Here is a 19287-nt window from a genome sequence, read left to right as displayed (position 1 = left end):
CCCGCCACCCGGCAACACGGGTCGGCCTGCTACCGGTTGGGCCGGGCCTTGGCCGCCGCGGCCGCCGCCATCGCCTCCAGCTGCTCCAGCATCGGCATCGGATCGGCGCCCACCGCCCCGGGGACCACCTCGGCGACCTTCTCCGGCGTCCATCCGCCGTCCGCGTACACCGCGCGCAGCTCCCGCGGCTGGGCCCACACCGCGATCTTCGGGCCCGCCACCGTGTAGACCTGGCCGGTGACCTCGCGCGCCCGCTCGCTCAGCAGATAGACGACGAACGCCGCCACGTCCTCCGGCTCGCCGATCTCCTTCAGCTCCATCGGCACGTTCGCCGACATCCGCGTCCGGGCGACGGGCGCCACCGCGTTGGCGGTCACCCCGTATTTGTGCAGGCCCAGCGCGGCACTGCGGACCAGCGAGATGATCCCGCCCTTCGCGGACGCGTAGTTGGCCTGGGAGACCGACCCCTGGTGGTTGCCGCTGGCGAAGCCCACCAGGGTCCCCGACCCCTGGCGCCGCATCACCGCGGCCGCCGCCCGGAAGACGGTGAAGGTGCCCTTGAGGTGCGTGGCGACCACCGGGTCCCACTCCTCCTCGGACATGTTGAACAGCATCCGCTCGCGCAGGATCCCGGCCACGCACACCACGCCGTCGATCCGCCCGTACCGCGCCAGCGCGGTGTCCACGATCCGTTGGCCGCCGGCCATGGTGGAGACGTCGTCGGCGACCGCGGCCGCCTCCCCGCCCGCCGCCTCGATCTCCTTGACCACCGCGTCGGCGACCTCGCTGTTCGGAGCGCCGCCGTCGACCGAGACGCCGTAGTCGTTGACCACGACGCGGGCGCCGTGCGCGGCGCAGGCCAGCGCGACGGCGCGACCGATGCCGCGCCCCGCGCCGGTGACGGCGACCACCTTGCCGGCCAAGAAGTTCCCCATGCCGCGCCCCTTCCCGCAGTTTCTGACGGACCGTTAGATTTTTGGGCAGCCGTGCGTCAAACACAAGACCCCGGAGGCCGCCATGCCCCTGCCGCAGGACTTCCACGACATCGCCCAGCGCGTGAACAACTGGGGGCGCTGGGGGGCGGACGACGAGATCGGCACCCTCAACCTGATCACCGAGCAGGTCGTACGGGAGGCCGCCGGCTGCGTCCGCAGCGGCCGCCGGATCCCCCTCGCCCTCCCGCTCCAGCAGGACGGCGTACAGACCGGCATGATCCCGGGCCGGGTCAACCCGCTGCACACCATGACCGCCATCAACCAGGAGATCTTCGGTCCGGACACGGTCGCCACCTCGGACGACGCGGTCACCATGGGCCTCCAGGCCGCCACCCACTGGGACGGCCTGACCCACGTCTCACACTCCGGCCGCCTCTACAACAACCGCCCCGCCGACTCGATCACCGCCCACCACGGGGCCAGTGCCCTCGGCATCGAGAAGGCCACCCCGATCGCCTCCCGCGGCGTCCTTCTGGACGTGGCCCGCGCACACGGCACCGACCGGCTGCCCGGCGGGCACGCCGTCACCCCGCAGGACCTGGACGCCGCCGAGGAGCTGGCCGGCACGACGGTCCGGGCCGGCGACATCGTCCTCGTGCGGACCGGGCAGGTGCGGCACTATCTGGACGGCGACCGGCAGGCCTACGCGTTCCCCTCGCCCGGACTGTCGCTGCGCACCCCGGAGTGGTTCCGTGCGCGCGATGTCGCCGCGGTCGCCAACGACACCCTGACCTTCGAGATCTTCCCGCCGGAGATCGAGAACCTGTGGCTGGCGGTGCATGCGCTCCACCTCGTCGAGATGGGCATGCTGCAGGGCCAGAACTGGAACCTGGAGGAGCTGTCGACGGCCTGCGCGGAAGCGGGGCGCTATGCGTTCTTCCTCTCGGCGCCGGCCGAGCCGTTCGTCGGCGGATCCGGCGCACCGGTCGCGCCCGTCGCGATCCTCTGACTCCGCCCGGCGCTCGGCCGGCACTCGGCCGGCCAGGTGGCGGTGCGCTCATGCGCGCCCCGAGCACGGCACCGCGGACCGCCACCCACCAGGCCGCGATCCGCACTCGCCGAGGCAAGGACCGGGCATACACCCGATTCCCCCCACACCCTCGGCGTCCCCTCCCGCGAACCGCTCCACCCAAGAGTGATCAACTGGGCACGCCACGTCAACACCTGGTCTGGACTAAATTCCCGAAGCTCGGCGCGTCGCGCCCGATTTATCCGCCTTGGTCCAGATTCATCAAGGAGCAATGGGGCTCAAATGCCCCAGATCCGTGCCGGTCGCCATCAGCAGCGGCCGGCCGCGGTCCACTTCGCACCAGATGCGCTTGCCGGCACCCTCGGGCTGCCAGCCCCAGCGGTCCGCCAGGCCGTCGACCAGCTCCAGGCCGCGCCCGTTGGTGTCGTCACCGTCGGCGTGCCGCTGGCGCGGCGGGCGGGCACTGGCGTCCACCACCTCCACACGGACCGTCCCCACCACCGCGCCCGAGCCGGAGAAGCACATCCGCAGCTCGGCCGCCGCGCCGGTGTGCACCACGGCGTTGGTGACGAGTTCGGAGATCAGCAGGATCAACGTCTCGGCAAGTGGTTCGTCGGGCCCTATGCCGGACCCCACGAGCCGCGAGCGGGCCCACCGCCGGGCTCTGCCGACCTCCGCGGGGTCGGGTCGTACGTCCAACTGCACCTGAAGCACCTGCACCGCTCACACCATCCGAACCGGCGGAAACATCGCCTCGCGCCTCCACGGAGTCACGGTGCGTGACCCCGGTGAAGCACAGCATGGTTGACGTTCAGTCACCCCAACAAGCGCTTCGGGCATATTCCAGCGCAAGGGAGTATGCGTGCTGCATACTGTGCGACGCACTTTGCGGGGAGTCGAACAAGGGGGATTACCGGGCCCCTGCCCAAGGCGAGCGGCGCGCAGTCCGCACCCCGGAACCGTCGCTCCGACGGCACCGGGTTCGTTGCGCCACAGAACCACTCGCACCCAACGGAGAGTACCCGAGCGGAACGCCGACTCCCCCCTGTGACGAGTCACGCCTAGGACACAACCCGATATCGACCCTCCGTGACCGCTTCTGTGTGGTGGGTCCGACATTTCGCACACGGGTTGCCAGAGTCTGACATCGCCGTCCACCGCTCACCGCCCCTCGCCGCCGCACCCGCCCGCGGTCAGTCGATCAGGCCCGCCGCCAGCGTCTCTTCCGCCTCGGCCGCCGTGCCCCAGCACTCGGCCCGCAGCCAGGCCCGCTTGAGGTGCAGATGGACATCGGCCTCCCAGGTGAAGCCCATCCCGCCGTGGACCTGCAGGCAGTCCCGCGCGTTGCGCACCGCGGCCTCGTCGGCGAGCAGCTTGGCGCCCGTCACGTCCGGACCACCACCCGTGACCGATGCGGCATATACCGCACTTCGGGCGATTTCTGCACGTACGAGCATCTGCGCGCACAGATGCTTGACCGCCTGGAAGGAGCCGATGGGCGCACCGAACTGCACCCGCTCGCGGGCGTGGGCGACGGCCATCTCCACCGTGCGGGCCGCGCTGCCGAGCTGCTGGGCCGCCGTGAGCAGCGCGGCCTCGCGCCGCAGGCGGGGCAGGTCCAGGCCGGCGAGGGGGGCCATGCGCGGGGCGTGCGCGATACGGGCGAGCGGGGTGAGCGGGTCGACGGAGGCGAACGGAGCGCAGGACACCTGGTCCGGCGCGCTACGGAACGCGCCGATCGTGCGCCCCTGTGTGCCCCCCGCGTCCACCCCCGCCCCGGTCGCGGCCTCCGTCACGACGACCAACTCGTCGCAACCGCCCGGGTGTTCCCACAGCACCGGCTCCCGCGCGCCGTCGCACAGCCCGACGATCCGCTCACCGGTCGCGACGCCGTCCACCGTCCCGGCCAGCAGCTGGCAGGCCACCAGCGGCCCGGGCAGCAGCGCCCGCCCGGCCTCCTCGAAGACCAACGCCGCCTCCGGCAGTCCGAGCCCCACCCCGCCGGCCGCCTCCGGCAGCCGCAGCGCGAAGAAGCCGGCCGCGCCCAGCTCCCGCCACAGCGCACGGTCCGGCGCGGGGTCCTCGACGGCCGCCCGCAGCCGTTCCCGGTCGAACCGGCCGGCCAGCAGCTCCCGCGTACCGTCGCGCAACGCCCGCTGGTCGTCGGTGAGTTGGAAGTCCACCGGCGCCTCACCGCCCCTTCGGCAGGCCGAGGATCCGCTCGGCGACGATGTTCTGCTGGATCTGCGAGGTACCGGCCGCGATGGTGTACGACAGGGACGACAGCCGATCCGCGATCCACTCCTGGTCGGCGTCGAGCGCCCCGGCGCCCAGCACCTCGGCCGCCGCGTCGTACAGCTCCTGGCGGGCGTGCGAGTAGCGCAGCTTGAAGACCGAGCCGCCGGCCCCGGGGACGCCGCCGCCCCGCTGGGCCGCGCTCACGTTCCACTGGGTCAGCCGCCACAGCGCCGCGAAGTCCGCGCTCAGCCGGCCGAGTCTGCGGCGCAGCACGGCATCGTCCCAGCGGCCGTTGGCACGGGCCGTACGGGCGAGCGCGCCGAGCACCCGCCGGCAGGCCACCACCTCTCCCACGAAGGCGGTGCCGCGCTCGAAGGACAGCGTCACCATGGTCACCCGCCAGCCGTCGTTCTCGGCGCCGATCCGGTGGGAGACCGGCACCCGGACCTCGTCGAGGAACACCTCGGCGAACTCCGTCGACCCGGCGAGGGTGCGCAGCGGCCGGACGGTCACCCCCGGCGCGTCCATGGGCATCGCCAGCCAGCTGATGCCGTGGTGCCGGGGCGCCTGGGGGTCGGTGCGGACCAGCAGCTCGCACCAGTCGGCGACCTCGGCGTGCGAGGTCCAGATCTTGGCGCCGCTGACGACGTAGCCGTCACCGTCGCGTACCGCCTTGGTGCGCAGCGCCGCGAGGTCGGACCCGGCGTCCGGTTCGCTGAAGCCCTGGCACCAGACCTCCTCGCCGCGCAGGATCGGCGGCAGCCAGCGGGCGCGCTGCTCGGCGGTGCCCTCGGCGGCGATGGTCGGCCCGGCGTGCAGCAGCCCGACGAAGCCGGCGCCCACATAGGGGGCGCCGGCGCGCTCGGTCTCCTCCAGGAAGATCAGGTGCTGGGTGGGGGTGGCGCCCTGCCCGCCGGCGTCCCGCGGCCAGTGCAGCCCGGCGTATCCGGCGTCGTACAGCATCCGCTGCCAGGCCGTGTCGTACGCCCGCCGGCCGGGCCAGTCGGTCGCGGCGGGCCTGGCGGGGAGCGTCGGCAGCGCCTTCGCGAGCCATGCCCGCAGCCGCGCCCGGAAGTCCTCCTCCTCCGGCGCGTAGGACAGGTCCATCAGCGGACCGTGTCGTCGAGGTCCAGGCCGAGCATGCGGATCGCGTTGCCCCGCATGAGCTTGTGGACCGTCTCGTCGTCCAGGCCCTTCACATGGTCGAGGGCGACCTCCTTGGTGTGCGGGAAGGTCGAGTCGACGTGCGGGTAGTCGGTCTCGAAGGTCGCGTTGTCCCGGCCGACCACGTCCAGCGACGCCACCCCGTGCTTGTCGCGGAAGAAGCAGCAGAAGATCTGCCGGTAGTAGTACATGGACGGCGGCTCGGGGATCAGGTCGCGCACCCCGCCCCAGGCACGGTGCTCCTCCCAGACGTCGTCGGCGCGCTCCAGGGCGTAGGGGATCCAGCCCATCTGCCCTTCGGAGTAGGCGAGTTTCATGCGCGGGTACTTCACCAGGACCCCGCTGAAGAGGAAGTCCATCATCGAGGCCATCGCGTTGTTGAAGGAGAGCGAGGCCTGTACGGCGGGCGGGGCGTCGGGGGACGCGGCCGGCATCTGGGAGCTGCTGCCGATGTGCATGTTCACGACCGTGCCCGTCTCCTGGCAGGCCGCGAAGAAGGGGTCCCAGTAGCCGGAGTGGATCGAGGGCAGCCCCAGGTGGGTGGGGATCTCGGAGAAGGTGACCGCCCGGACCCCGCGCGCCGCGTTCCGCTCGATCTCCGCGACGGCCAGGTCGATGTCCCACAGCGGGATGAGGCACAGCGGGATGAGGCGGCCGCCGCTGGAGCCGCACCACTCCTCGACCATCCAGTCGTTGTACGCGCGCACGCAGGCCAGGGCGACCTCCTTGTCGTGCGCCTCGGCGAAGGTCTGGCCGCAGAAGCGCGGGAAGGTCGGGAAGCACAGGGACGCCTCGACGTGGTTGAGGTCCATGTCCTTGAGGCGTTCGGCCGGGTCCCAGCAGCCGGGCCGCATCTCCGCGCGGGTGATCCCCTCCAGCGTCATGTCGTCCCGGTCGAAGCCGACGGCGGCGATGTTGCGCTTGTACGGGAACCTCAGGTCCTCGTAGATCCACCAGTCGGTCGGCGGCCCGTCGGGGTCCATGGTGATCTGGTACTTGCCCCCGACGTACGCGAGGTCGCCGATGCCGGCGGTCAGCGGCTTCGGCCCCCGGTCCCGGTACTTCTTCGGCAGCCAGGTCTCGAAGAGGTGCGCGGGCTCGATCACATGGTCGTCGACGCTGATGATGCGCGGTAGCTCCATCGGGTTCCCCATCGTTGTCCCCTCACCCCGTGTCCGGGCGGCCGGGTTCAGCCATATCTGATGCACCGTCAGAAAAGAGGCTAGCCCCGCACCCTCTGGACCGACAAGGAGCCGACCCCTAACCTCTGCACCGAATCTGACGTACCGTCAGCAAGGGGAGGGGAGGGCGGATGACCGGCAGCACCCTGTGGGACCTGGTGGCGTGGCGGGCCGCCCGCACCCCCGGCGCCGCGGCCCTGATCCAGGGAGCGGCGGCGGCCCGGCACGAGCGGCGGATCACCTTCGGCGCGCTGCACCGGCGCGCCGAACGGGTGGCGGCCGGCCTGTACGAGCGAGGGGTACGGCCCGGGAGCCGGGTCGTCTGGCAGCTGCCGACCCGCATCGAGACCGTGCTGCTCAGCCTCGCACTGGCCCGGATCGGCGCCGTACAGAGCCCGGTCGTCCCGCTCTACCGCGACCTGGAGGTGGGCCAGGTGCTGCGCCGCACCGCGGCGGCCTTCTACCTGGTCCCCGGCGTCCGGCGCGGCTTCGACCACGGCGCGATGGCACACCGCCTGGCCGCCGCCCTGCCCGGCCCGCCCACCGTCGTCACGGCGTACGACCAGAGCCCCGGCAGCCTCCCCGACGCCGACCCCGCCGTGCTGCCCCCGCCGCCCACCGACGCCGACGAGGTCCGCTGGATCTACTGGACCTCCGGCACCACCGCCGGCCCCAAGGGCGTGCTGCACACCGACCACAGCCTGCGCACGGCCGGCCGCCAGCTGGCCGACGCGCTGCGGCCGGGCCCGTCCGACATCGGCTCGATGGCCTTCCCCTACGCCCATGTCGCGGGCCCCGACTACACCGTCATGCTCCTGCTGCGCGGCATCCCCGCACTGCTGCTGGAGCACTTCGAGCTGCCCGGCTCACTCGCCGCCTACCGCCGCCACCAGGTCACCGTCGCCGGCGGCTCCACCGCCTTCTACTCCCTCTTCCTGGCCGAGGCGCGCAAGCTGCCGCCGGGGCGCAGGCTGCTGCCGTCGCTGCGGCTGCTGGCCGGCGGCGGCGCGCCGCTGCCGCCCGCGCTGTACCACGAGGTCGTCGCGGCCCTGGGCTGCCGGCTCACCCACGGCTACGCCATGACCGAGGCCCCGATGGTGACCATGGGCGACCCCCTCGACAGCCCCGGCCGACTCGCCACGACCGCCGGTCGCCCACCCGCCGGCATGCGGATCCGGATCGCCCCCGGCACCGGGGAGATACTGCTGCGCGGCCCGGCGGTCTGCCGCGGCTACCTCGGCGAGCCCTCCCCCTTCGACGCCGACGGCTTCCTGCCCACCGGCGACCTCGGACGGCTCACCCCCACCGGCCACCTCGTGGTCACCGGCCGGCTCAAGGACGTCATCATCCGCAAGGGCGAGAACATCTCCGCCCAGGAGATCGAGGAGCTGCTCCACCGGCACCCGGACGTGGCCGGCGCGGCCGTCATCGGCCTGCCCGATCCGGCACGCGGCGAACGGGTCTGCGCCGTCGTCGAACAGCCACCGGGAACCGCCCGGCTGACGCTCACCGCGGTCGTGTCCCACCTGCGCTCCCAGGGCCTGGCCCCGCACAAACTCCCCGAACAGCTGGAGGTACTGAACGCCCTGCCCCGCGGGGCGACCCTGGGAAAGGTGCTGAAGGGGGAGCTGCGGGACCGGCTCGGGGGTGCCCGTTAGGCGCGGTACAGCGCCCGGGCGCGGGCGAGGTCCACCGATCCGGTTTCCGGGACGGTCAGGAAGTGGGCCGTCTGCCACTTCTGGGTGTGACGGGCCTGGCGGCTGGTCGTGGTCACCCACGGCGGGTAGATGCGAAACCCCCGCTTCCCGCCGGTGCCGTCGCGCGACACGACGTCCCGTTCGGCCAGCACCTCGCGCGGGAAGACGAACTGCCCGAAGTGCGCTCCCTCCCGTGTGCTGATGACGAAGAGGTCGACGGCGTCGGCGGCGTCGAAGGGCTGGATCGGGCCGCCGTCGCACCGCTTCCACACCGTGACGAACTGGCCGACCTTCGTCGGGGTGGTCTTGCCCACCCGGAACCTGACGGCCCGGCCGTCCACCGTGAAGGCGTGCGCACCGTACTCGGCGCTCTCCGCCTCGGGCACCGGCCGTGAGCAGCGGAATCCGCACGGGTCGTAGACCGAGGCCCGCGCCGCCAGCAGCTCGTCGTGCAGCGGCCCCGCGCTCGGCCAGGTGCTCGCGGCGTCCGCCGCCCGGCGCTCGGCAGTGGTCCCGTCTTGCGTCGTCACCCCGCCATCGTGCCATCACCCTCGCGCCGGCGCGGCGCCGGTGGCGCGCGCGGCTCAGCCCGGCCGGTAGGCGCTCGTCGCCTGCTCGTAGAGCCGGTCCACCTCACGGCGCCCGCCGTCCGGGCCGATGACCAGCACGAGGTGGTAGCGGCCCTGGTGGATCATCGCGAGGTTGCGTACGTAGACCTCGCGGCCGCTGCCGTCGCGCCACGAGAACGTGCCCTCCGCCATCGCCGTCCGGCCGACGTCGATCCGCCGCAGGCCGGAGGCCGAGGCCCAGCTGGAGGCGCGGTACGGGGCGAGCTCGGGCTCCTTGTTCTGCAGATACGCCATCGGGTCCGCGCCGTACTTCGCCGTCGTGTCGCGGCCGGGCACGACCAGCAGCTCATAGTCGCCGCCGACGTAGCGCACCTGGCCCTGGGCGGTCGCCCCGCGCCGCTGCCAGCCCTTGCGGACCGCGATCTGGAAGCCCTTGGGGTCGGTGCGCACCTCGAAGCCCTCGGCGACCTCCGCCGGCGCGGTGGTCCCCGGTGCCGGGGTGCCGGGCGCGCCGCCGTCGGGGTCGCCGGACGGTGTGCGGCCGGCGTCGGGCGCCGCGCCGGACGTGGCCGTGCGGTCCGCGCCGCCCCGTTTGGCCCTGGCGTTCTCGCCGGCCTTCGGCATGAACGCCATCGCGTAGATCACCGCGCAGACGAGGAGCAGCAGGATCGCGGTGAGCAGCAGCCGGCCGAGGTTGCGCGGGGCGCCGCGCGGCGGCCGGGCCGGCCGCGCCTCGGCCGCCACGCCCACCTGGCCCAGCATCTGCTGCTCGTACAGGTCCCGGTCGGAGGTCCTGGACCGCCCCGGCGGCTTCGGCGGTCTGCCGAGCCGGGCGGTGCGGGCCGGTCTGGGCTCCCGCAGCGGCTTGGGCTGCTTCGGGGGGCGGGACAGGCGGGCCGGCGGCGACGGGGGGCTGGCCTGCTCCTTCGAGCTCGGGGGAGGGAAGGCCTGCTCGGAGGCCGGCGCCGTACGGCGGGGCGGCACCGGGGCGGTGGCGGGGGTCTGGGCCGGGGCGGCGGACGCCGGGTGGGACTGCGCCCGCCGGGGGGTGCGGCCCTTCTTGTGCCGCCCCCTGCGGACCAGTTCGCCGCGGCGCCGCAGGATCGGCAGCCGCCGTGGATCGCCGCCCTGCTCCAGCGCCGGCATCGTCACCAGTCGAGTGCCGCCCGCCGGCTCCGGCGCCGTACGGATCAGCGAGCGCAGCCAGCCGCGCAGCTCCTCGAAGTCGGGCCGGTCGGCGGGGTCCTGACGCAGCAGGGACTCCACGACCGGCCGCAGCGCCCCGCACTCCTCGGCGACCGCGGGCGGCTCGGAACAGACCAGCTGCGCCAGTTCGACGGCGCTGTCCTCGGGGAACGGCGGATGCCCCTGCACACTGCGGAACAGCAGCGCGCCGACCGCCCACAGATCGGTGGCCGGTCCGACCGGCGGCGCCAACTGCCACTTCTCGTGCACCGGTCCGGCCTGCTCGGGCGCCCAGCGCTCGGTGACCGGGCCGATGACGGTCAGCCGCGCCTGCCGCGCGCGCTCGGCGGCCAGTGCGGTGGTGGGACGGCCGTATGCGGCCGGCTCGCCGTCGTCGGCGGTGGCGCCGCCCGGGGCGGAGCCGGCCGCCCGGGACTTGGTGAGCGTCACCCCGGCCTCGGCCGGCGAATCGTATCCGCACAGCGCCTCCTGGGCCGCGCCCGCCGCCAGACCGGTCAGGATCGCCCGGCCGTCGTCGCAGACCAGGACCGTACGGGTGGTGATGTTGCGGTGCAGCCGGCCGTCCGCGTGCAGCACGCGCAGCGCGGTGAGCAGATCCGCGGCGATCTCCGCGGCGCGGTGCGGGGACAGCGGCCGTTCGGCGAGCAGCGCGGCCAGCGGACGGGCGGCGAGCAGCTCACCGACGATCCACAGGCTGCCGTCCTGCGCGAAGACGTCGAAGACCTGCTCCAGCCGGGGGTGGTCGGGCAGCTGCGCCACGGCCGTGGCGGCCTTAAGCGCCCGTCGCACGGCGGGGTCCCGGGGGCTGCGGTCGGCCGCCCCCGCCGCCCGCCCGCCGCCGAAGCGGGTGCCGCCGCCGGAGCGCTGCTCGGCGTGTCCGGCCGCCGGTGCCCCGACGACCTCCGCCTCGACGACCTCCGGCAGCGGGACCTGACGGATCAGGACCTCCTGCCCGCTGTAGGTGTCGAAGGCCCGGGTCTCGGTGAAGTCGTCGTCGCCCAGGGGCCGCGCGGGCAGGCGGTAGCGCTCGGCGAGCACCCTTCCTGCGTACTCGTCCACGACGCCTCCCCGCAGCGCGCGCTGTGTCTACCGTCGCGCCGGAGCCGCCCGCCGGCACCGAAGCCGATGGTCACTTCCGGTCGTGTTCCCGCCGATTGCGGATGCGTACGGTCTCGATGTCTCAGATGTCTCACGATACGTGCCCGCACCGGAGGTTGCGGCCCGCTCGGCCGAACGACGCGCGCCATCTCCGCCTGGCACCACACGCACCACGCTCTTCGCTCAGTCCGTCACCGCGAAGGTCCTGAACGCGGTCGCGATCAGCTCCTGGCACGCCTTGTCCGACCAGGCGTCCGCCTTGCAGGTGATCATGATGGCGTAACCGTGCTGGTCGTCGGCCCGGAACCCGCGGTTGAGGACCCGCACCTTCTGGCCGCTCTGCTTGCGGGTGAACGACCAGTCGGCGACGGTCGGATAGCCCCGCCACTTCACCGACTTGATGCCGATCAGGTGGTAGTCGTCACTGGAGCCGCGCACGCTCGGCTCCAGGCTGCGCCAGGCCGCCGCGGCGTCGTCGCCGGGCTCGGCGTTGTAGTCGACCTGGACGCGCGGGAAGCCGCCCGAGGCGCTGTATATGGCGCCGGAGTTCGCCCCCGCGGTATCGGTCTGGTGGAAGCCCTTGGGCATCGCCATACGGAAGTGGAAGCTGCCGTTGGAGACCTCGGCGAAGCCGGCCGGCACGGCCTTGCCGCCGTTGCCGCCGCCCTTGCCGCCGTCGCCGTTCTCGCCGCCCTCGTCGGCGGCCGGGGTGGCGGGCTGCTGCCCACCGGGCTGCTCCGCGCCGTCGCCGCCGGCGTTTTCGTCGTCCTTGTCCGACTCGGTCGAGGGCTTGGACCGGCCGGCGGAGGACGTCTTGTCACCGCCGCCGGACGCCTTGCCGCCCTTCTCCCCCGTGTCGTCGCCGCTCAGCGCGACGGCGAGGACCGTGCCCAGCACCGCGAGGGCGACGACCACGGCCACGACGACCAGCGTGCGGCGCGGGACGACGTCGGTCAGCGACGCGCGTGCGGTGGACGGGCGGCTCCCGTCTCCGGGTCTGGAGTCCGAGCGGGCCGCGGCGGCGGCCGCGGCGTTGCGTACGGACTGCAGGGCGCCGCGCAGCCGCTCCTTGGCGGCGTCGGTGTCGAAGCCGCCACGGGCGGCCGGGGCGCCCTGCGCCGTCGAGCCCTTGGAGGGCGAGGTACGCGAAGCGGCCGAGCCCTCGGCCGCCTTCCGCGGGCGCTCGGGTGCGCGCGCCGCGGCGCTCGCCGTCTTGGCGGCGCCGGCCGTGGCCGCACCCGCCGCGCCGTGGCCGTTCGCACCCGCCGTGCTCTTCGCCCCCGGCTCGGCCGCCGGGCCGGCCGCCGGCTTCGCCTTCGGCCGCGTCACCCGCGTCTTCGGGGCGGCCTTCGGCTTGGCCGTGCTCTTGGGCTTGGCCGCACCGCGCTTCTCGGGCGCGGTCGGCAGCACCATGGCCCGGGTGGCGTCCATCGGGGGCTCCGGCGCGGTCTGCTCCGGGGCGTGCACGACGTCCAGCAGCAGCGCCCGCGCGCCCTCGTCGTCGAGCCGGGCCGCCGGGTCCTTCACCAGCAGGCCGTAGATGACCTCCTCCAGCACGCCCGCGCTCTTCGGCGGCTCGACCGGCTCGGTCATCACGGCCGTCAGCGTGGCGATCGCCGAGCCCTTGTCGTACGGCGGCACGCCCTCGACGCAGGCGTACAGCAGACCGCCCAGCGACCACAGGTCGGCCGGCGGGCCCGGCTTCTGGCCGCGGGCGCGCTCGGGGGAGATGTAGGAGGGGGCGCCGACGAGCATGCCGGTCGAGGTCACGGAGGGGTCGCCCTCGACCTGGGCGATACCGAAGTCGGTGAGCACGACCCGGCCGTCGTCGGACATCAGGACGTTGGACGGCTTCACATCGCGGTGCAGGATGCCCTCACCGTGCGCGGAGCGCAGCACGTCGAGCACGGCGAGACCGACCTCCGCGGCGCGGCGCGGGGTGAGCGGCCCGTCGTCGCGGACGACCTCGGCGAGCGAGCGGCCCTCGACCAGCTCCATCACGATCCACGGCCGGTCGTCCTCGTCGACCACGTCGTAGACCGTCACCGCGCCGTTGTTCCGGATCCGGGCGATCGCCTTGGCCTCGCGCAGCGTGCGGGTGATCAGACGACGCTTCTCGTCCTCCTCGACCCCGCCCGGGAAGCGCAGTTCCTTGACTGCGACCGTACGGCCCAGGACCTCGTCGCGCGCCCGCCATACGGTGCCCATACCGCCCCGGCCGAGAACATCGGCGAGCCGGTACCGGCCGGCGAGCAGCCTGCCCTCCTTGCCGTCCATCTCGACCTTGTCGCCCACTGAATCCCCTCTGCAATCCAGCCGAGTTGGCAGCTTTTGTGACACATCGATCACCAAACTGGCCCAACTCGGACAACCCACCCTGGCAGAGCCTTCATTCTCCCTCATCCGCGGCCGTGCGGAAGGCCCGGGTCGGTGCCGGTCACCGTCGCGCACCCGTCATGATGGCCGCGACGAACGGGAGTCTGGATGACGATGGGCCCGCCCCGCCCGGTTCCGGCCGGCGTCCTCGGCTCGGCGCCACGGCCGGCCGGCCGCCGCCGCGCGCCGGCGCGCACCGGCGTGCTCGCCGCCCTGGCCGCGCTGGCCCTGGCGGCCTGCACCGCCCGCGGTCAGGTCACCCCCGTCGATCCGGTGGCAACCGCCCGGAAACAGCCGGCGACGACACTGCCCGCGCTGCGCCGTTTGGTCGCCGACGGCGCGCCGGGCGCGGCCTCCCTCGTCACCCGCGACGGCCGCTTCGCCGCCTCGCGCTTCACCACGGCCGGTGTCGCCGATCTGCGCAGCGGCCGCAGGATGGGCGAGCCGGACCACTTCCGGGCCGGCAGCCTCACCAAGACCCTGGTCGCGACCGTGGTCCTGCAGCTCGTCGCCGAGGGCGGGCTGACCCTGCACGACACCGCGGCCGCGCACCTGCCCGAGGACATACCGGTCACGGGGCCGGGCGACCGCGGCGACCTGCGGAGAGTGACGGTCCGCCAGCTGCTGGACCATACGAGCGGCCTGTTCAACTACACCGACGACTCCCGGCTCTCCCGGCAGCTCGAAGGCAAGGGCTTCGGTGCCCACCGCTACGACAGCCACACCCCGGCCGAGCTGCTGCGGATCGCCCTGAGCCACCCGCCGGTGGCGGCCCCCGGCACCCGCTACTCCTACTCCAACACCAACTACCTGGTGCTCGGCCTGATCATCAGGGCGGTCACCGGCCACTCGTACGCCACCGAGATCCGCCGCCGCATCATCGTCCCCGCCCGGCTCGACCACACCTCCTTCCCCGGCACCGATCCGGTGCTGCCCACGCCGCACGGCCGCGCGTACTCCGCCGTCGGCGCCCGGCGGGTGGACGCCACGTCCCTGGACCCCAGCCGGGCCGGCGCGGCCGGCGAGATGGTCACCACGCTGGGCGACCTCAACCGCTTCTACTCCGCGCTGCTCGGCGGCAAGCTCCTGGCGCCGCGCCAGATGGCCCAGCTGCGCAGCGACAAGCACACCGGCGGCGTCTACGGCCTCGGCCTCTTCGCGACCGAACTGCCCTGCGGCGTCACCGTCTGGGGGCACACCGGCGACATCAACGGCTCCTTCGCCCAGACGGCGGGCAGCGCCGACGGCCGCCACCTCGTCAGCTACCGGGTCAACACCGACGCACTGGCCCACCCGGTGCACGGCACCGACGTGCTGACGGCCGAGTTCTGCGCCCGGCCGCGCACCTGAGGTCCGCGGACCCGGCCCTGACCCTGGCCCGTCCGACAGGCCCTACAGCGGAACGATGTCCGGCGCCCCGAGCCGCGCCGCATCCGCCGTCAGATCGTCCGGCTGCCGCTGCGATTCGCGCTCCGCCTCCACCCGCTTCTGGTAGTGCGCGATCTCCTTTTCGACCTGGTCGCCGTCCCAGCCCAGCGCGGGGGCCATCAGCTCGGCCACCTCGCGGGCGCTGCGGGTGCCCCGGTCGAAGGTCTCGATCGAGATCCGGGTCCGCCGCGTCAGCACGTCGTCGAGGTGCCGCGCGCCCTCGTGCGTGCACGCGTAGACCACCTCGGCGCGCAGATAGTCGTCCGCGGCCGCCAGCGGCTCGCCCAGCGAAGGGTCGGCCACCACCAGCTCCAGCAGCTCCTCGGTCAGCGCCCCGTAGCGGTTCAGCAGATGCTCTATGCGCGCCACATGCAGTCCGGTACGCGCCGCGGTCCGGGCCCGCGCGTTCCACAGCGCCTTGTAGCCCTCGGCCCCGACCAGCGGCACGTCCTCCGTCACACACTCCGCGACCCGCTGGTCGAGCCCGTGCACCGCCTCGTCGACGGCGTCCTTGGCCATCACCCGGTACGTCGTGTACTTGCCGCCCGCGACCACCACCAGGCCCGGCACCGGATGCGCGACGGTGTGTTCGCGCGACAGCTTGCTGGTGGCGTCCGACTCCCCCGCCAGCAGCGGCCGCAGCCCGGCGTACACCCCCTCCACGTCGTCCCGGGTCAGCGGCGTCGCCAGCACCTCGTTGACGTGCTCCAGCAGATAGTCGATGTCCGCGCTGGACGCCGCCGGGTGCGCCTTGTCCAGATCCCAGTCCGTGTCCGTCGTCCCCACGATCCAGTGCCGCCCCCACGGGATGACGAACAGCACGCTCTTCTCGGTCCGCAGGATCAGCCCGGTCGTGGAGTGGATCCGGTCCTTGGGGACCACCAGGTGGATCCCCTTCGACGCCCGTACGTGGAACTGCCCGCGCTCACCGATCAGCGCCTGGGTGTCGTCCGTCCACACCCCGGTGGCGTTGACGATCTGCCGCGCCCGGATCGCGTAGTCGCCGCCCCCCTCGACGTCCTGCACCCGCGCGCCGACCACCCGCTCGCCCTCGCGCAGAAAGCCCACCACCCGCGCCCGGTTGGCGACCTGCGCCCCGTAGGCGGCCGCGGTCCGCACGATCGTGGCCACATACCGCGCGTCGTCCATCTGCGCGTCGTAGTACTGGAGCGCGCCGACCAGCGCGTCCTTCTTCAGGCAGGGCGCCACCCGTAGCGCCCGCTTGTGCGACAGATGGCGGTGGACGGGCAGCCCCCGGCCGTGTCCCGACGACACCGACATCCCGTCGTACAGCGCCACGCCCGATCCCGCGTACCACCGCTCCCAGCCCTTGTGCTGCAACGGGTAGAGGAACGGCACCGGTTTGACCAGATGCGGCGCCAGCCGCTCCAGCAGCAGCCCCCGCTCCTTCAGCGCCTCTCGCACCAGCGCGAAGTCCAGCATCTCCAGGTACCGCAGACCGCCGTGGATGAGCTTGCTCGACCGGCTGGACGTACCCGAGGCCCAGTCGCGCGCCTCCACCAGTCCGGTGGACAGACCGCGCGTCGCCGCGTCCAGAGCGGTCCCGGCCCCGACGACTCCGCCGCCGACCACGAGGATGTCCAGCTCCCGCTCCGCCATTCGGGCGAGCGCCTCGGCCCGCTGTGCCGGTCCCAGTGTCGCTGTCTTCACCGCTGCCTCCCGTTGCCGTCGGGCCACTGTGGTCGGGGACACGCCCCCGTCCGTCGATTCTGTCCGCGCTACGTGCCGCGAGCCACCCTCCGCTCACGGTGGCAACACCCGGCCACCTTGATCCACCAATCCCCATTCTGGGCCAAATATCCGCTTAGTCTACTTATGCACTATCCATCTCCGTCATGCGCTTTCCGCATCCTCATCCGAATCCGCCACCCGCAGTCGCTCGGAAAGGAAGGCCGCAGCATGCCCGCAGATCTCGCCGTCATCGGACTCGGTCACCTCGGCCTCCCCCTCGCCCAGGCGGCCACCGCCGCCGGCATCGGCACCCTCGGCTACGACCCCGACCCGCACGCCGCCGCCCTCACCGGCGGCGCCGACGGGCCGCTGTCCGCCGCCGAACTGCGCCGGCTGCTCTCGGCCGGCTTTCGCACCACCACCGACCCCACCGCCCTCGGCCGGGTCCGTACCGCCGTCATCTGCGCGCCCACGCCACTGGGCGAGGACCGCGCCCTGGACCTCACCGCCATCGCCGACGCCGCCCGCACCCTGGCCGCACAGCTGCGCCCGCACACCACGGTGATCCTCGAATCCAGCGCCTACCCGGGCGCCACGGAGGAATTCCTGCGCCCCCTGCTCGAAGCGGGCTCGGGCCTCGTCGCCGGACGCGACTTCCACCTCGCCTGCTCCCCGGGCCGCCACGACCCCGGCAACCGCACCCACCGCTACGCCAACACCCCCAAGGTCATCGGTGGCCTCACCCCCGCCTGCACGGAGGCCGCCGCGGCGTTCTACGGCCGCCTCACCGACAAGGTCGTACGCGCCCGGGGCCCCCGCGAGGCCGAGACCGCCAAGCTGCTGGAGACCAACTACCGGCACGTCAACATCGCCCTGATGAACGAGATGGCGGTCTTCTGCCATGACATCGGCGTCGACCTCTGGGACGTCATCCGCTGCGCCGAGACCAAGCCGTTCGGCTTCCAGTCCTTCCGCCCCGGCCCCGGCGTCGGCGGCCACGCCGCGCCGGTCGACCCCAACTACCTCTCCTACAAAGGCCGTTCACTGGGCTATCCGCTCCGCATGGTCGAGCTCGCCCAGGAGGTCAACGGCCGCATGCCCCGCTACGTCATCCAGCGCTGCGCCACCCTGCTGAACGAGCACGGCAAGTCCGCGCGCGGGGCCCGCGTCCTGCTCCTCGGCGTCACCTACAAACCCGACGTCGGCGACCAGGCGGGCTCCCCGGCCTGGGAGATCGCCTCGCGCCTGATGGAACTCGGCGCACACATCACCTACCACGACCCCTACGTCCCGCGCTGGACCGTCCTGGACCGCCCGGTCCCCCGCGCCGACTCGCTCTACGAGTCCGCCGCCGCCGCGGATCTGACGGTGCTGCTGCAGCCCCACCGCACCTACGACCTCCAGGGCCTGTCGGTGAAGGCCCAGCTCCTGCTGGACACCCGGGGCGCCACCCCCACGGGCGCGGCCCACCGGCTGTGACGGCGCCGTGCCGCACAGGCGAGAGCCCGGCCGCACCGTGGTGCGACCGGGCTCCGCGAAGGGGGGAACGCGGGGACTACCGCCGCGGCGCGACGGTGACCTCGACCCGCTGGAACTCCTTGAGCTCCGAGTACCCGGTCGTGGCCATCGCCCGGCGCAGCGCACCGAAGAAGTTCATCGAGCCGTCGGGCGTCGTGGACGGCCCGAGCAGCACCTCCTCCGTCGTGCCGACCACACCGAGGTCCATCCGCTTGCCGCGCGGCACGTCCTCGTGGACCGCCTCCATGCCCCAGTGGTGGCCGCGGCCGGGCGCGTCCGTCGCACGGGCCAGCGGGGAGCCCATCATCACCGCGTCGGCACCGCAGGCGATCGCCTTGGGGAGGTCACCGGACCAGCCCACACCGCCGTCGGCGATGACGTGGACGTACCGGCCGCCGGACTCGTCCATGTAGTCGCGACGGGCCGCGGCGACGTCGGCGACGGCGGTCGCCATCGGGACCTGGATGCCCAGGACGTTGCGCGTGGTGTGCGCGGCGCCGCCGCCGAAGCCCACCAGCACACCGGCGGCACCGGTCCGCATCAGGTGCAGCGCGGCGGTGTACGTGGCGCACCCGCCCACGATCACCGGGACGTCCAGCTCGTAGATGAACTGCTTGAGGTTCAGCGGCTCGGCGGCCGACGACACGTGCTCGGCGGAGACCGTCGTCCCGCGGATCACGAAGATGTCGACACCGGCGTCCACGACGGCCTTGGAGAACTGCGCCGTGCGCTGCGGGGAGAGCGCCGCGGCGGTGACGACGCCCGCGTCGCGCACCTCCTTGATCCGCTGGCCGATCAGCTCTTCCTTGATCGGCGCGGCGTAGATCTCCTGCAGCCGCTTGGTGGCCGCGGTGCCGTCCAGCTCGGCGATCTCGGCGAGCAGCGGCTCCGGGTCCTCGTAGCGGGTCCACAGCCCTTCCAGGTTGAGGACGCCCAGGCCGCCCAGCTCACCGATGCGGATCGCGGTCTGCGGGGAGACCACCGAGTCCATGGGAGCGGCCAGGAACGGCAGCTCGAAGCGGTAGGCGTCGATCTGCCAGGCGATCGAGACCTCCTTCGGGTCGCGGGTGCGGCGACTGGGTACGACGGCGATGTCGTCGAATGCGTATGCCCGGCGGCCGCGCTTGCCGCGCCCGATCTCGATCTCAGTCACGT

The 19287-nt window shown here is 73.3% G+C and carries 14 protein-coding genes; 4 read left to right on the top strand and 10 right to left on the bottom strand.

From position 1 onward, the window contains the following. Window positions 1-29: 29 nt before the first annotated feature. Window positions 30-935, bottom strand: a complete 906-nt coding sequence (locus tag ACFWZH_RS15625; RefSeq protein WP_384430068.1) for an SDR family oxidoreductase — start codon at window positions 933-935, stop codon at window positions 30-32. 82 nt (window positions 936-1017) lie between these two features. Between ACFWZH_RS15625 and ACFWZH_RS15620 the strand changes: the two genes are divergently transcribed. Beyond that, entirely contained in the window at window positions 1018-1944 is a 927-nt protein-coding gene (locus ACFWZH_RS15620; RefSeq protein WP_384430065.1) for a cyclase family protein, read from the top strand. Window positions 1945-2226: 282 nt separating this feature from the next. Here ACFWZH_RS15620 and ACFWZH_RS15615 read toward each other — a convergent pair whose 3' ends face one another. From ACFWZH_RS15615 to ACFWZH_RS15600, 4 genes are all read right to left on the bottom strand, one after another. Beyond that, on the bottom strand, window positions 2227-2685 hold the full coding sequence (locus ACFWZH_RS15615) for an ATP-binding protein (RefSeq protein ID WP_384430062.1): 459 nt from the start codon (window positions 2683-2685) through the stop codon (window positions 2227-2229). Between the two features lie 473 nt (window positions 2686-3158). Beyond that, window positions 3159-4148, bottom strand: a complete 990-nt coding sequence (locus tag ACFWZH_RS15610; protein WP_384430060.1) for an acyl-CoA dehydrogenase family protein — start codon at window positions 4146-4148, stop codon at window positions 3159-3161. Window positions 4149-4155: 7 nt separating this feature from the next. Beyond that, window positions 4156-5310: an acyl-CoA dehydrogenase family protein gene (locus ACFWZH_RS15605; protein ID WP_384430057.1), complete on the bottom strand. Its 1155-nt coding sequence runs from the start codon at window positions 5308-5310 to the stop codon at window positions 4156-4158. Then, window positions 5310-6521, bottom strand: a complete 1212-nt coding sequence (locus ACFWZH_RS15600; protein ID WP_384430054.1) for an amidohydrolase family protein — start codon at window positions 6519-6521, stop codon at window positions 5310-5312. The genes ACFWZH_RS15605 and ACFWZH_RS15600 overlap by 1 nt, the downstream gene beginning before the upstream one ends. Before the next feature lie 158 nt (window positions 6522-6679). Here ACFWZH_RS15600 and ACFWZH_RS15595 point away from each other — a divergent pair, with 158 nt between their 5' ends. Beyond that, the gene (locus ACFWZH_RS15595; RefSeq protein ID WP_384430051.1) at window positions 6680-8206 is read left to right on the top strand and encodes an AMP-binding protein; all 1527 of its coding nucleotides are present in this window, start codon (window positions 6680-6682) and stop codon (window positions 8204-8206) included. On the opposite strand, the gene ACFWZH_RS15590 is transcribed toward ACFWZH_RS15595, so the two are convergent. From ACFWZH_RS15590 to ACFWZH_RS15580, 3 genes are all read right to left on the bottom strand, one after another. After that, on the bottom strand, window positions 8203-8700 hold the full coding sequence (locus tag ACFWZH_RS15590) for a MepB family protein (protein ID WP_384430238.1): 498 nt from the start codon (window positions 8698-8700) through the stop codon (window positions 8203-8205). The two genes, ACFWZH_RS15595 and ACFWZH_RS15590, sit on opposite strands and share 4 nt — an antisense overlap. A 129-nt stretch (window positions 8701-8829) precedes the next feature. Beyond that, window positions 8830-11079, bottom strand: a complete 2250-nt coding sequence (locus ACFWZH_RS15585; protein ID WP_384430048.1) for a protein kinase — start codon at window positions 11077-11079, stop codon at window positions 8830-8832. A 222-nt stretch (window positions 11080-11301) separates the two neighbouring features. Next, window positions 11302-13413: a serine/threonine-protein kinase gene (locus ACFWZH_RS15580; RefSeq protein WP_384430045.1), complete on the bottom strand. Its 2112-nt coding sequence runs from the start codon at window positions 13411-13413 to the stop codon at window positions 11302-11304. A gap of 189 nt (window positions 13414-13602) precedes the next feature. On the opposite strand from ACFWZH_RS15580, the gene ACFWZH_RS15575 reads away from it, so the two are divergent. Then, complete coding sequence (locus ACFWZH_RS15575) at window positions 13603-14844, top strand: serine hydrolase domain-containing protein (RefSeq protein ID WP_384430042.1); 1242 nt, start codon at window positions 13603-13605, stop codon at window positions 14842-14844. Window positions 14845-14886: 42 nt separating this feature from the next. On the opposite strand, the gene ACFWZH_RS15570 is transcribed toward ACFWZH_RS15575, so the two are convergent. Next, window positions 14887-16593, bottom strand: coding sequence for a glycerol-3-phosphate dehydrogenase/oxidase (locus ACFWZH_RS15570; protein WP_384430039.1), 1707 nt, complete (start codon window positions 16591-16593; stop codon window positions 14887-14889). Between the two features lie 249 nt (window positions 16594-16842). Here ACFWZH_RS15570 and ACFWZH_RS15565 point away from each other — a divergent pair, with 249 nt between their 5' ends. Next, window positions 16843-18093: a nucleotide sugar dehydrogenase gene (locus ACFWZH_RS15565; RefSeq protein ID WP_384430036.1), complete on the top strand. Its 1251-nt coding sequence runs from the start codon at window positions 16843-16845 to the stop codon at window positions 18091-18093. Between the two features lie 76 nt (window positions 18094-18169). Here the strand turns inward: ACFWZH_RS15565 and ACFWZH_RS15560 are convergent, their stop codons facing one another. Further along, complete coding sequence (locus ACFWZH_RS15560; RefSeq protein ID WP_384430033.1) at window positions 18170-19285, bottom strand: GuaB3 family IMP dehydrogenase-related protein; 1116 nt, start codon at window positions 19283-19285, stop codon at window positions 18170-18172. Window positions 19286-19287: the final 2 nt, after the last annotated feature.

This window comes from Streptomyces sp. NPDC059008, from assembly GCF_042749045.1.
Classification (GTDB): Bacteria; Actinomycetota; Actinomycetes; order Streptomycetales; family Streptomycetaceae; genus Streptomyces.
The sequence above is the reverse complement of the archived record's forward strand: the minus strand, read 5'-3'. Positions and strand labels throughout refer to the sequence as shown.